The sequence below is a fragment of the Pseudomonas sp. 910_23 genome (assembly GCF_052850795.1).
Genome location: NZ_VXCZ01000013.1, coordinates 63,137 through 76,235, shown reverse-complemented (window position 1 = coordinate 76,235; position 13,099 = coordinate 63,137). Strand labels below are relative to the sequence as shown.

11 protein-coding genes are annotated in these 13,099 nt (G+C 59.2%); 2 read left to right on the top strand and 9 right to left on the bottom strand.

Annotation, left to right across the window (positions count from 1 at the left end):
- The gene (locus tag FW800_RS16950) at positions 1-1,326 is read right to left on the bottom strand and encodes a C4-dicarboxylate transporter DctA (RefSeq protein WP_177327440.1); all 1,326 of its coding nucleotides are present in this window, start codon (positions 1,324-1,326) and stop codon (positions 1-3) included.
- Between the two features lie 216 nt (positions 1,327-1,542).
- On the opposite strand from FW800_RS16950, the gene FW800_RS16945 reads away from it, so the two are divergent.
- The gene (locus FW800_RS16945) at positions 1,543-2,172 is read left to right on the top strand and encodes a DNA-3-methyladenine glycosylase I (protein WP_122733838.1); all 630 of its coding nucleotides are present in this window, start codon (positions 1,543-1,545) and stop codon (positions 2,170-2,172) included.
- A 160-nt stretch (positions 2,173-2,332) separates the two neighbouring features.
- On the opposite strand, the gene FW800_RS16940 is transcribed toward FW800_RS16945, so the two are convergent.
- The 7 genes from FW800_RS16940 to FW800_RS16910 all read right to left on the bottom strand — a co-directional run bounded on the left by FW800_RS16940 (position 2,333) and on the right by FW800_RS16910 (position 8,396).
- On the bottom strand, positions 2,333-2,734 hold the full coding sequence (locus tag FW800_RS16940) for a cupin domain-containing protein (RefSeq protein WP_446438055.1): 402 nt from the start codon (positions 2,732-2,734) through the stop codon (positions 2,333-2,335).
- A gap of 84 nt (positions 2,735-2,818) precedes the next feature.
- Complete coding sequence (gene pdxR, locus FW800_RS16935; RefSeq protein WP_446438054.1) at positions 2,819-4,252, bottom strand: MocR-like pyridoxine biosynthesis transcription factor PdxR; 1,434 nt, start codon at positions 4,250-4,252, stop codon at positions 2,819-2,821.
- A gap of 70 nt (positions 4,253-4,322) precedes the next feature.
- Positions 4,323-5,090, bottom strand: a complete 768-nt coding sequence (locus tag FW800_RS16930; protein WP_198844697.1) for an SDR family oxidoreductase — start codon at positions 5,088-5,090, stop codon at positions 4,323-4,325.
- A 21-nt stretch (positions 5,091-5,111) separates the two neighbouring features.
- Positions 5,112-6,179: a phosphotransferase family protein gene (locus tag FW800_RS16925; RefSeq protein ID WP_446438053.1), complete on the bottom strand. Its 1,068-nt coding sequence runs from the start codon at positions 6,177-6,179 to the stop codon at positions 5,112-5,114.
- Positions 6,180-6,308: 129 nt separating this feature from the next.
- Entirely contained in the window at positions 6,309-7,262 is a 954-nt protein-coding gene (locus FW800_RS16920; RefSeq protein WP_032880839.1) for a 2-hydroxyacid dehydrogenase, read from the bottom strand.
- A 145-nt stretch (positions 7,263-7,407) separates the two neighbouring features.
- Complete coding sequence (locus FW800_RS16915) at positions 7,408-7,842, bottom strand: hypothetical protein (protein WP_446438052.1); 435 nt, start codon at positions 7,840-7,842, stop codon at positions 7,408-7,410.
- Positions 7,843-7,895: 53 nt separating this feature from the next.
- Positions 7,896-8,396, bottom strand: coding sequence for a DUF4822 domain-containing protein (locus FW800_RS16910; protein WP_446438051.1), 501 nt, complete (start codon positions 8,394-8,396; stop codon positions 7,896-7,898).
- A gap of 550 nt (positions 8,397-8,946) precedes the next feature.
- Here FW800_RS16910 and FW800_RS16905 point away from each other — a divergent pair.
- A complete protein-coding gene (locus FW800_RS16905; protein WP_005787881.1) occupies positions 8,947-10,224 on the top strand; it encodes a serine/threonine transporter in 1,278 nt (425 codons plus the stop codon).
- A gap of 217 nt (positions 10,225-10,441) precedes the next feature.
- Here the strand turns inward: FW800_RS16905 and acnB are convergent, their stop codons facing one another.
- Positions 10,442-13,051 carry a bifunctional aconitate hydratase 2/2-methylisocitrate dehydratase gene (acnB, locus tag FW800_RS16900; RefSeq protein ID WP_446438104.1) on the bottom strand — a complete coding sequence of 870 codons (2,610 nt, stop codon included), beginning with the start codon at positions 13,049-13,051 and terminating at the stop codon, positions 10,442-10,444.
- Between the last annotated feature and the right edge of the window lie 48 nt (positions 13,052-13,099).

Sequence of the window (13,099 nt, the reverse complement as noted above, 5' to 3'; positions counted from 1 at the left end):
CTAGAACTCCTGATGCGCCGGCAGCACCGGCTTCTTGGCCTGAAAGGCATAACCCTGCTGGCCGTCGAGCACCTTGTTGGCACGCTGAATATCGATATCTTTTTCCCAGCGAGCAATCGCCACGGTAGCCACGCAGTTGCCGATCAGGTTGGTCAGCGCACGACCGATCCCCATGAACCAGTCCACCGCCAGCACCAACACCAGGCCCACCACCGGAATTGCCGGGATCGCCGTGAGTGTCGCCGCTAGAATCACCAATGCCGAGCCCGGAATGCCGTGGGCGCCTTTGGAGGTGATCAACGATACCAGGAGGATGGTCAGCAAGTCGGTCATCGACAGCGGTGTACCGGTGGCGTTGGCGATAAACACGATGGCCAGGGTCAGGTAGATCGAGAAACCGTCGAGGTTGAACGAGTACCCGGTGGGAATTACCAAACCCACGGTGGAACTGCCAATGCCCAAATGTTCCAGCTTGCGCATGATCTGCGGCAGCACAGCGTCGGACGAAGCGGTGCCCATCACGATCAGCAGCTCTTCGCGCAGGTACTTGAGCAGCGGCAGCATCCGCAGGCCGGACAAGCGCATTACCAGCCCGAGGATCAGCGCGACAAAGGCAAAGCACGTCAGGTAGAACAGCCCAACCAGGCTGCCCAGGTGTTGCAGCGAGTCCAGGCCGTAGGTGCTGGTGGTGAACGCGATGGCACCGAATACGCCAATCGGCGCCAGGCGCACGATCATGCCCATGATGCGGAAGATCACATGGCTAAGCTCATTGATCAGCCGCGAGATACCGCTGGCCGCTTCGCCCACCAGGTTTAGCGCACTGCCGAACAGCACCGAGAACAGCAGCACCTGCAACACGTTGTTATCGGCAAACGCACCGATCACCGAGTTGGGAATCAGGTCCATCAGGAACTGGCTGGTGCCCTTGATGTGTTGGCCCTTGTCGGCCAGCTCATTCAAGCCGGCGGAAGAGAGTTGCTCAAGATGAATATTGGCGCCGCTGCCGATGCCGGTGCTGAAGGCCATGATCAGGCCAAGCACCAGGGCGACGGTGGTCAGCACTTCAAAGTAGATCACCGACTTGAGCCCGATACGCCCGACCTTCTTCAAATCGCCGGCGCCGGAAATACCGCTGACCACGACACAGAACACGATCAGGCCGATCAGCATTTTGATCAGCTTGATAAAGCCGTCGCCCAGGGGTTTGAGTTGTGAGGAAAATTCGGGAAGGGCCAGGCCGCAGGCGATGCCGAGCATCAGGCCAATCACGACTTGCAGGAAAATCGAACGCGAGCACCATCTGAGCATGGGAGGGATCTCTATTCGGTGCCCTGGTGGTTCCAGGGCTTAATTGTTGTGGTCTTACCGGTAAGTCCAGTGCGCGGCCAGTCTACGCTTGGTTTTTTTCAAACAACAAGTAAATATTCAGCGGTTGGCAGGTCCCGGTCTGACCAGTTGGTCGGTAAGTACGGTGCTTGAGCGGTTGGCGGGCTTTAAAGTTTTTTGCGTATCATCGGCCCACGGCACACGAGGTGATGGATGGATCAACCAGGGCTGACAACTGACCCCGCAGGACGTACCCATTGCAGCTGGCGCAACGCCGCCCCGGAATACCTCCATTACCACGACCACGAATGGGGCGTGCCGGTGGCGGATGACATCCAGTTGTACGAGAAAATCTGCCTGGAGGGCTTTCAGGCGGGGATGGCGTGGATCACGATCTTGCGCAAGCGTGAACATTTTCGGCAGGCGTTCCACGGATTTGATTTTCGCCGGGTCGCGCAATATGACCAGGCGGATATCGAGCGCTTGATGACGGATCCGGGGATCGTGCGTAACCGCGCCAAGATCGTCTCCACCATCAACAATGCGCGCCGGGCCTGTGAGCTGGTGGAAGAAACCGGCTCGCTGGCACGCTGGTTATGGGCATTCGAACCCGGCGAAGCTGAACGCCCGGCCGTGGTGGACATTGCCTACTGGTCCTCTAATCCGACCTCACCGGCTTCGGTGCGTTTGTCCAAGGCCCTGAAGAAACGTGGCTGGACCTTTGTCGGCCCAACCACGATGTATGCGCTGATGCAGGCGATGGGGATGGTCAATGATCACCTGCAGGGGTGCGCTTGCCGCCCGGGCATCGAAGGCCTGCGGCGCCAGTTCAAACGTCCCTGAGCGTTGTGGGAGGGGGCAAGCCCTAATGCCTGTAGGAGCGAGCTTGCTCGCGAAAAACTCACAGGCGCCGCGTTCATTCAGGAAGCACGCTTTATCGTTGATGTTTTTCGCGAGCAAGCTCGCTCCTACAGAGGGCAATGGTTCAGTGTGGTGGCGCTGGTCACTGCGCCAGGGGTGTGAGCACTTCGGCCTTGTCATCCAGCACCATCACCACCAGCAGCCTGGCCGGTTGGGTCTGGCTGGCATTGCTGGATTCAAAGTGTCGTGAGCCTGCCGGTTCGTAGAACGATTGCCCGGCTTTGTAGGTGATCGCCTTTTCATCATTGACCCGCGAGGTGATCGCGCCTTGCAGCACATAAGCCACCGCAGTGCCGGTGTGGCTATGGGGCACGGTGGCCTGGCCGGGGGCATAGTCCACGGTGAGCATGATGGTTTTCTTGCCGGGCACGTTGGTCAAGGGGTGCTCCTGCAGCACCTTGAGCGTTTCCTGGTTGTATACCGGGTCGTGGGCAAATGCGCTGAGGGAGGTGAGCATCAGCGTGGTGGCGAGCAATCGTTTCATGATCAGGATTCCGCGTAGTTCGAGACCTCTTCACCCTACGCCGTAGCCTGTACGCCACCAATGACCAATACACCGGAAAACCCCTTAGCCAATCTGCCGGAGAATATCGCGCACCTTGTCCAGCGCCGGGTCGATGTCCAGGGTCTCGATGGCGCCGAAGCCGAAAATCAGCCCCGAGCGTAATGGCACGTCGTGGAAGAATACGTCCAGAGGGTACAACCCCACCTCGACCTGACGCGCCTGTTCTATCAGCAAGGGGATATTCAACGCCACCTTGCACAATGCCGCCAGGTGAAAGCCCGCCACCGTCGGAACCGCCTCGAACCACGGTGACAGATCGCCCGCCAGACGCTGCAGTATTCGTTCGCGACGCCCAGCATAGATGCTGTGGCAACGGCGAATATGCTTGAGCAGGTAGCCTTCGCTGATGAACTTGGCCAATGCCCACTGCGGCAGGGTTGAGCTGTGCTGGTCGGTCAACTGCTTGGCCTTGAGCACCGCGCCATAGATCGCTGGCGGCAGCACCGCGTAGCCCAGGCGCAACTCGGGCAATAGGGTTTTGGAAAAGGTCCCGACGTAGGTGACCACGCCTCGGGTGTCCAGGCTTTGCAGGGAGTCGGTGGGGCGCCCTTCGTAGCGAAATTCGCTGTCGTAGTCGTCTTCGATGATGATCGCACCCAGCTCGATTGCGCGGTCCAGCAGTGCCTGGCGGCGCCTCTGACTCATCGGCATGCCGAGGGGGAACTGGTGGGACGGGGTTACGTAGATCAGACGGGTGCCATCGGGGATCTGATCGACCTGGAGGCCCTGTTTGTCGACGGCCACGCTGGCGACGCTGGCGCCCATCGCTACGAACATTTGGCGCGCGGGGCTATAGCCTGGGTCTTCCATCGCGACCATGCTGCCGGGTTCCAGCACCACGCGGGCAATCAGGTCAAGCGCCTGCTGCGCGCCATTGGTGACCACGATATCGCTGGCGTGGCATTTGACCCCTCGGGAAAACGCGATATGCCCGGCGATGGCCTCGCGCAATGCCGGTAACCCTTCCGGTTGGCTGTAGAAACCACTGTTCTGGGCGATACGGCGCAGCGCATCCTGGGTGCAGCGTCGCCATTCGTCCTGGGGGAATTGGTTGCGTGCAGTCGCGCCGCCGATAAATTCGTAGCGCAGGATGCCCTCACGGGAAGGGTGGCCCATGGGCGAGGGCAGTGCTGCCCACTTGCCCAGGTTGGCGGCGCAGGCCAGGTCGGTGGCGGTTTGCACACGATCGGGTTGGGGCGCCCACGCATTGACGAAAGTGCCGCGGCCGATCTTGCCGATCAGCAGGCCTTCGTACGTGAGGGTGGTGTAGGTATCCGACACCGTCTTGCGCGATACGCCCAGTTGTTCGGCGAGCAGGCGGCTCGGTGGCAGTTGCGCACCCGCCGACAGTCGCCCGGTGGCGATAGCTTCGCGCAGTTGCTGATAAAGCTGGGCAGCCAGGTCCTTGCGGCCATTGATGACGAGGTGCAGTTCCATGTTTCATCCTGGAGACAGATCGATCCGCGCCAAGGTTACGCGTAAATCGATCTGAAGAAACCAGGCAGTGTCAGGACAGGAAGCCGCCGTCTACATTCAACGACACACCGGTGGTGTAGCTCGACGCATCGCTGGCCAGATACAACACCGCGCCGGCCATTTCGCTGGGGGCGGCGACGCGCTTGAGGGGGATCTGCGCCAGGGCCACTTTCAGGATCGAATCGTTCTTGACCAGCGCCGAGGCGAATTTGGTATCAGTCAGGCCCGGCAGCAGTGCGTTGCAACGGATGCCGAATGCCGCGCATTCCTTGGCGAACACCTTGGTCATGTTGATCACGGCAGCCTTGGTGACCGAGTAGATGCCCTGGAACACGCCCGGCGAAATGCCGTTGATCGACGCCACGTTGATGATGCTGCCGCCGCCGTTCTCGCGCATCAGCTTGCCGGCTTCCACCGACATGAAGAAGTAACCGCGGATATTCACGTCGACCGTCTTCTGGAATGCGCCAAGGTCGGTATCCAGCACGTTGCAGAACTGCGGGTTGGTCGCGGCGTTGTTGACCAGAATATCCAGGCGGCCGAACTGTTCGCGGATGCCGGCGAACACCTGGGTAATCTGCTCCATTTCACCGATATGGCAGGCAATCGCCGTGGCCTTGCCGCCGTCGGCAATGATCGCGTCGGCGACGTGCTGGCAACCTTCCAGCTTGCGGCTGGAGACGATCACGTGGGCGCCTTGCTGGGCCAGCAGCTTGGCAATGGCCTCGCCGATGCCACGGCTGGCACCGGAAACGAAGGCGATCTTGCCGTCAAGGTCAAACAGGTTGGTCTTGGACATAAAGGTTCCTTGAAGTTGCGATCAGAGCGCTGATTTGCCAATGACATTCAGGCTCATTTGCTCCAGCAGCTTGTTCATATGGATGAACTGCGCAAAGCGTTTGTCCTGGGTCTGGCCGTGGAAAAAGCGGTAGTAGATCTGCTGCACGATGCCGGCCAGCCGGAACAGCCCGTAGGTGTAATAGAAATCGAAATTGTCGATCGCAAGCCCGGAGCGCTCGGCGTAGTAGTCGACAAACTGACGGCGGGTGAGCATCCCCGGGGCGTTGCTCGGCTGGCGCCGCATCAGTTGCACCGGTGCCGGATCTGCAGCTTCGATCCAGTAGGCGAGGGTGTTGCCCAGGTCCATCAGCGGGTCGCCCAGGGTGGTCAGTTCCCAATCCAGCACGCCGATGATCTGCATCGGGTTGTGCGGGTCAAGGATCACGTTATCGAAGCGGTAGTCGTTATGCACGATGCTGGATGTGGGCGAATCGGCTGGCATTTTGTCGTTGAGCCAGGCGCGCACCGCTTCCCATTTTGGCGCATCAGGGGTCAGGGCCTTTTCGTAGCGCTCGCTCCAGCCACGAATCTGCCGCGCCACGTAACCTTCAGGCTTGCCCAGGTCGGCCAGACCACAGGCGCCGTAATTGACTTGATGCAGTTCGACGAACTTGTCGATAAAGCTTTTGCACAGCGCTTGAGTCTTGGCCGCGTCCAGGCCCAGTTCGGGCGGCAGGTCAGAGCGCAGGATGATGCCGTTGACCCGTTCCATCACATAGAACTCGGCGCCGATCACTGATTCATCGGTGCAGTGCACGTACGCCTTGGGGCAATACGGGAAACCATCTTTGAGCTGGTTGAGAATGCGGTATTCGCGGCCCATGTCGTGGGCGGACTTGGCCTTGTGGCCAAACGGCGGGCGACGCAGCACGAATTCCTGGCCTGGATATTCCAGCAGGTAGGTCAGGTTCGATGCACCGCCGGGAAACTGACTGATCGCAGGCGTGCCGTTCAAGCCCGGAATGTGGGCCTTGAGGTAGGGATCGATCAGGCTCGCATCAAGTTCTTCGCCGGGGCGAATCTGGGTCGATTGGTCGTTCAGCGCCATGCTTATCCCTTCTGCTTATTCTAAAGGCCTTGGACTATTTCCTAATCTAATGCGCACCGCCGCCCAGCGACAAGGTCGGGGCGGCTTAATAGGTTAGCGTGTTGAAGGGTGATCAGCGTGCCTGATCGGTCATTTTGCAGGCGCTGGCAGCGCAACCGGCGTGAGCACCGGACGGCCGGCGAAGTATTCCACCAGGTTATCGGCCACCCGCTGCACGGTGTCATGGGCAGCCTCCGGTGACAGGCCGGCCACATGGGAGGTCAGGACGGTATTGCTCAGGCGCTTGAGGGCGTCGGGCACCTTGGGTTCGTCGTCGAATACGTCCAGCGCGGCGCCGCCGATACGCCGTTGCTCCAGGGCAGCCACGAGGTCGGCGGTCACCACCACGCTGCCGCGGCCAATGTTCACCAGATAGCCATTGGGCCCCAACGCATCCAGCGCATGTTTATCGATCAGATGGCGAGTGCTGGCCCCACCGGGCGTGGCCAGGATCAGGAAGTCGGAGGTGCGCGCCAGTTCGACGGCCGTTGAACAGTAGGTGTAATCCACGTCATCGCGGGGTTGGCGGTTGTGATAGCTCACCTCCATGCCGAAGCCCAGGGCGGCGCGCCTTGCGATCTCCATCCCCACCGCACCGAGCCCGAGAATTCCCAGTTGCTTGCCGGCCAGGGAAGGGCGCATGACCTTCGGCCATTCGCTGCGCCGCACGGCGGCATCGGTCTGGGGAATCCCGCGCACCAGCGAGAGCAGCAGCGCCATGGCGTGATCGGCCACCGAGGGGGCGTTCACGCCGGCACCGTTGGTGACCACGATCCCACGGTTGCTTGCCGCTTGCAGGTCTACATGTTCGTAGCCAGCACCGATCACGCAGATGATCTCCAGCAATGGCAGCGCGGCGATTTCCTCGGCATACAGCCCCAGCGGCCCGCGGGTCAGCACGGCTTTGATCTGCCCTGCGTGGGCCTTGATCGCCTGAGCCCGTTCTGCGGGCGTCGGCGCCAGGATCACGTGAAAGTCATTGCTTTCGATGATTTGCAGGTATTCGTTGATGGTTTCAACCAGGACTAGAACGGTGGTGGGCATGGGGCAGCTCTCCGGTGAGTTCGATGCTCGGATTATGCTGCATTTGTGTTGTGTGAAATGCTGAGGGCGCAGAGAAAGCGCCACTGATTTTGCGAAAAGTGCCAGCGTCTCGGCGAGTGGGAGACGCTGTTTGCACGCGTGCGAATTATTTAGCGGGTACGGGCTTGCGTACCTTGCTCTGTTCGGCCGCTACGATGTCCATGTAATCGTAGGTAGGAAAGAACTCCGTCCTGAAGGGGCCCCATGCAGAGCGTTCGATGGCGAGATTGACTTCCCGCAGGTGCGAGGCGGGGAAGCGTAGAACAATGACGTGACCGATCCCCATGGCGATGTTCCAACTGACAATCTCTACCCCTTCAGGAGGGAATACTTTAAAGAGTTCCTGTTCGGTGAGTTTTGTTCTTATTTCGTTCAAGTTGCGAGATTGGTCATGTTTGAGGAAGACGGTCAACATGACCGCATTGTCAGCGCTGATGGCGACAGGTTTTCCTGACGTGGAAGCCTGCGCATGAAGGCCGCCTGAAACAAGGGTAGAGAGCAATAAAACAGACGCCAGTAAAGGCTTTAATAGTGTTTTCATTGAGTGAGGCCTTTTATGAGTATTGTCGCTACTCGTGGGATGAGTGTTGAGGGTTAGTGGGTGGGGGTGGTTTTGACTGATCCGGTATAGGGCGCATGAACCACATGTATTCGAACAAGAGGGTTGGCGTCGATCATGTCGCGCGGCACTTCACGAGAATAAGTGAATTCCTGATTGTTCAACGTCTCAAGTTTTCTGACGATGGTTTTCGTTGCACCTTTATCCGGTATCAGGATATGGTTTTTCTTGTCACCCGTTACCATGAAGTAACCGCCGCCGCCGTTGTCATATTTTGATAGCCCGGTATCGGTGTAGAAAAATTCGTAGCGATTACGTTCAGGGTCCCACGCTGATATTCCAACGACACCTGGGTACTTGTCCTTTACGTCGATCTCCGGGGCGCCTTCTATATAAACTTTTGTCGTCAGCCAGCGGGGGGATGTACCCAGGGCACTTGCGTCTGAGTTTTCTACTGCCGGTTGTGCTTGACTGGCCAATGGGCTGAGTATTCCTGTGGCAAGTATCAGGGAGAAAATAAGGTTGTGTTTGTTCATCAAGTCGCTCCTGGCGAGTGAGGGTTTTAATTCTGCTGTCGTGGGTTAGAGGCTTTTGTTTTTTGAGCTGGACTGGAATATAGACGTGATAGAAAGGGCTCTCAATACCTGGGAAAACCCTTGCAACAAAGCCGCAATAATTAGAGTTTCAATCGAGATGCATTGATTAACTGTATGTAAGAACTTTCTTGCGTGTGAGGGTGTTTAACTTTAATTAATATTGGGTTTCTGTCAGCAACTTGCCACTGGCGAACTTTGAGTGACTGGACTTTGTTTAAACAAAGCTTCGCCGGCCTTGCGTGATCGACCCTCTCAATGCCCCGCTGGCAGGGGCGTTCGTGAGGTGGGTAAAGGCGGTGGACATCTGGCGTTGCATCAACTGAGCCGCCCATGGACTGCCTTCCAGCCTTTGTACTGCATTGCCATTCCTCAGCTAAGTCTTTGCTTATTCGAGAGAATCCCGGACAATCCGGCCCTTGTTACGGCCAGGGCGCTGCCTGTCAGGTTTTTCTGACTCGTGCTGGCCGTGTGAATGCGGAGATCCGACCGGATGAATGATCAGGCCAATAGCGTCGACGAACGCTATGCAACGACACCTGCAACCCTCACAAGCTGGAGCCGCCAGGACACCACCTGGATGCTCGGGCTATTCGGTACCGCCATTGGCGCCGGTACTTTGTTTCTGCCAATCAACGCGGGCCTGGGGGGCTTCTGGCCGCTGGTGATCCTGGCGTTACTGGCGTTCCCGATGACGTTCTTTGCCCACCGTGGGCTGACCCGTTTCGTGCTGTCTGGCCGTGAAGGCTCCGACATCACTGATGTGGTCGAAGAGCATTTCGGCATCAAGGCGGGTGCGTTGATCACTTTGCTGTATTTCTTCGCGATCTTCCCGATCCTGCTGATCTACAGCGTGGCACTGACCAATACCGTCAGCAGCTTCATGGAACACCAACTTCACATCATGCCGCCGCCTCGTGCGATCCTGGCATTTGTGCTGATCCTCGGCCTGCTGGCCGTGGTGCGCTGCGGCGAGCAAGTGATCGTCAAGGCGATGAGCCTGATGGTGTATCCGTTTATCGTCGCCCTGCTGTTCCTGGCCGTGTACCTGGTGCCGCACTGGAATGGCGGCATTCTCAGCACTGCCAGCGAGGTGCCAGCACCGTCGGCGCTGCTCAATACGCTGTGGCTGGCGATTCCGGTGATGGTGTTCTCGTTCAACCATTCGCCGATCATCTCGGCTTTCGCGGTTGACCAGAAACGCCAGTACGGCGCACACGCCGAGGAGCGCAGTTCGCAGATCCTGTCCCGCGCTCACTTGTTGATGGTGGCGATGGTGCTGTTCTTCGTGTTCAGCTGCGTGCTGACCCTGTCGCCCGCGCAACTGGCCGAGGCGAAAGCGCAGAACCTGTCGATCCTGTCGTACCTGGCCAACCACTTCGACAACCCGACCATCGCCTTTGCCGCACCGTTGATTGCGTTCGTGGCGATTGCCAAGTCGTTCCTGGGCCACTACATCGGTGCCAGCGAGGGTCTCAAGGGGCTGGTGGTCAAGACCGGTCGCCGCCCGGCACCGAAGACCCTGGACCGCATGACCGCCGCCTTCATGCTGGTGGTGTGCTGGATCGTCGCCACGCTTAACCCAAGCATCCTCGGTATGATCGAGACCCTGGGTGGGCCGGTGATTGCGTCGATCCTGTTCCTGATGCCGATGTATGCGATCCGCAAGGTGCCGGCCATGGCCAAGTACCGTGGGCAGGCATCGAATGTGTTTGTCACCGCCGTCGGCCTGGTGGCGATTACGGCATTGGTGTATTCGCTGGTTGCCTGAGCCCTGATGCGGTCTATCTGACTGCACAGCTCTAAAAGTGTGGGAGCTGGCTTGCCTGCGATAGCTATGTGTCAGTCATTACATTCATGACTGATACACCGCTATCGCAGGCAAGCCAGCTCCCACATTGGTTTTGTGTTGGCAGTAAAGGTTAGTTCCAGGCATAAAAAACGCCGCGTATCTTGCGATACGCGGCGTCTTTCACATCAACACACCCTTAAGCTTGAATCACCGGGATGTTGGCGCTTGCTGCGATCTTGCGGAACTCGGCGATCTGGTCGAAGTTCAGGTAGCGGTAGACGTCACTGGCCATGGTGTCCAGTTTCGCTGCGTAGCCCATGTACTCTTCGACAGTCGGCAGGCGACCCAGGGTAGAGGCCACTGCCGCCAGTTCGGCCGATGCCAGGTAGACGTTTGCACCGTCACCCAGGCGGTTCGGGAAGTTGCGGGTCGACGTCGACACGACGGTGGAGTTCGGTTCCACACGTGCCTGGTTACCCATGCACAGCGAGCAGCCCGGCATTTCCATGCGTGCGCCAGCCTTGCCGTAGATGCCGTAGTAGCCTTCTTCGGTCAACTGGTGAGCGTCCATCTTGGTCGGCGGCGACAGCCACAGACGAGTCGGCAGCTGGCCCTTGACCTGCTCCAGCAGCTTGCCGGCAGCGCGGAAGTGACCGATGTTGGTCATGCACGAACCGATGAACACTTCGTCGATCTTCTCACCGGCAACGCTGGACAACAGACGGGCATCGTCCGGGTCGTTTGGCGCGCAGAGGATCGGCTCGTTGATTTCCGACAGGTCGATTTCGATGATTTCGGCGTATTCGGCGTCGGCATCGGCTTCCATCAGTTCCGGGTTGGCAACCCAGGCTTCCATCGCTTGGGCGCGACGTTCCAGGGTGCGTGCATCGCCGTAGCCTTCACCGATCATCCAGCGCAGCAGGGTGATGTTGGAGTTCAGGTACTCGGTCACGGACTCTTTGGACAGCTTGATGGTGCAACCGGCAGCCGAACGTTCAGCCGAGGCGTCGGACAGCTCGAAAGCCTGTTCCAGCGTCAGGTCGTTCAGGCCTTCGATTTCCAGGATGCGGCCGGAGAAGGCGTTTTTCTTGCCTTTCTTCTCTACGGTCAGCAGGCCAGCCTGGATCGCGTAGTAAGGAATGGCATGAACCAGGTCACGCAGGGTAATGCCAGGCTTCATCTTGCCTTTGAAGCGCACCAGGATCGATTCCGGCATGTCCAGTGGCATCACGCCAGTGGCTGCGGCGAACGCGACCAGACCGGAACCGGCCGGGAACGAGATGCCCATCGGGAAACGGGTGTGGGAGTCGCCACCGGTACCGACGGTGTCCGGCAGCAGCATACGGTTGAGCCAGCTGTGGATGATGCCGTCGCCCGGACGCAGCGATACACCGCCACGGGTCATGATGAAGTCAGGCAGGGTGTGGTGGGTGGTCACGTCGATCGGCTTCGGGTACGCCGCGGTGTGGCAGAACGACTGCATCACCAGGTCGGTCGAGAAGCCCAGGCACGCCAGGTCTTTCAGTTCATCACGGGTCATGGGACCGGTGGTGTCCTGGGAGCCCACGGTGGTCATCTTCGGCTCGCAGTAGGTGCCAGGGCGAACGCCTTTGCCTTCCGGCAGGCCGCACGCCTTGCCGACCATCTTCTGTGCCAGGGTGAAGCCCTTGCCGGTGTCGACAGGCGCTTCAGGCAGCTTGAACAGGTCGGTAGGGCCCAGGCCCAGTTCGGCGCGGGCCTTGTCGGTCAGGCCGCGACCGATGATCAGCGGGATACGGCCGCCGGCGCGAACTTCGTCCAACAGTACCGGAGTCTTCATTTCGAAGGTGGTCAGGACTTCGTCGGTGCCGTGTTTGCAGACTTTGCCAGCATGAGGGTACAGGTCGATCACGTCGCCCATGTTCATGTTGGTGACGTCGAATTCGATTGGCAGTGCGCCAGCATCTTCCATGGTGTTGTAGAAGATCGGAGCGATCTTGCTGCCGAAGCAGAAACCGCCGGCACGCTTGTTCGGCACGTAAGGCACGTCGTCACCGAAGAACCACAGTACCGAGTTGGTGGCCGACTTACGCGACGAACCGGTACCGACCACGTCACCGACGTAGGCGATCGGGAAGCCTTGGCCGCGCATTTCTTCGATCTGCTTCATCGGGCCGGTCTTGCCTTGCTCGTCCGGCACGATGCCTTCACGAGCCATTTTCAGCATGGCCAGGGCGTGCAGCGGGATGTCAGGGCGGGACCAGGCGTCAGGCGCCGGGGACAGGTCGTCGGTGTTGGTTTCGCCGGTAACCTTGAACACGCGCAGGCTGATCTTGTCGGCCAGGGTAGGGCGGTTGCGGAACCACTCGCCGTCAGCCCAGGACTGGATCACGCCTTTGGCGTGTTCGTTGCCGTTGCGGGCTTTTTCGGCGACGTCGTGGAACGCATCGAACATCAGCAGGGTGTGCTTGAGTTGGACGGCCGCGACGGGCGCCAGGGTGGCGTCGTCCAGCAGCTCGACCAACGTCACGATGTTGTAGCCGCCTTGCATGGTGCCGAGCAGTTCAACAGCGCGTTTCTTGTCGATCAGGGGGGAAGTGGCTTCGCCCTTGGCCAGGGCAGACAGGAAACCGGCCTTGACGTAGGCAGCTTCGTCAACGCCTGGTGGAATGCGGTTGGTGATCAGGTCAACGAGGAATTCTTCTTCGCCAGCCGGAGGATTTTTCAGCAGCTCGACCAGGCCTGCGGTTTGTTCGGCGTTAAGCGGCTGGGGAACGATACCCAGTGCTGCACGCTCTTCGATATGTTTGCGGTAGGCTTCAAGCACAGTTATTACCCTCATCAGTGGTCCCACGGGACGCTCATCCAGAAATGA

Bases quoted from the DNA above. Each gene is read 5' to 3' on its own strand.
- FW800_RS16945 (WP_122733838.1), top strand. From the start codon at position 1,543: ATGGATCAACCAGGGCTGACAACTGACCCCGCAGGACGTACCCATTGC.
- FW800_RS16940 (WP_446438055.1), bottom strand. From the start codon at position 2,734: ATGAAACGATTGCTCGCCACCACGCTGATGCTCACCTCCCTCAGCGCA.
- pdxR (WP_446438054.1), bottom strand. From the start codon at position 4,252: ATGGAACTGCACCTCGTCATCAATGGCCGCAAGGACCTGGCTGCCCAG.
- FW800_RS16930 (WP_198844697.1), bottom strand. From the start codon at position 5,090: ATGTCCAAGACCAACCTGTTTGACCTTGACGGCAAGATCGCCTTCGTT.
- FW800_RS16925 (WP_446438053.1), bottom strand. From the start codon at position 6,179: ATGGCGCTGAACGACCAATCGACCCAGATTCGCCCCGGCGAAGAACTT.
- FW800_RS16920 (WP_032880839.1), bottom strand. From the start codon at position 7,262: ATGCCCACCACCGTTCTAGTCCTGGTTGAAACCATCAACGAATACCTG.
- FW800_RS16915 (WP_446438052.1), bottom strand. From the start codon at position 7,842: ATGAAAACACTATTAAAGCCTTTACTGGCGTCTGTTTTATTGCTCTCT.
- FW800_RS16910 (WP_446438051.1), bottom strand. From the start codon at position 8,396: ATGAACAAACACAACCTTATTTTCTCCCTGATACTTGCCACAGGAATA.
- FW800_RS16905 (WP_005787881.1), top strand. From the start codon at position 8,947: ATGAATGATCAGGCCAATAGCGTCGACGAACGCTATGCAACGACACCT.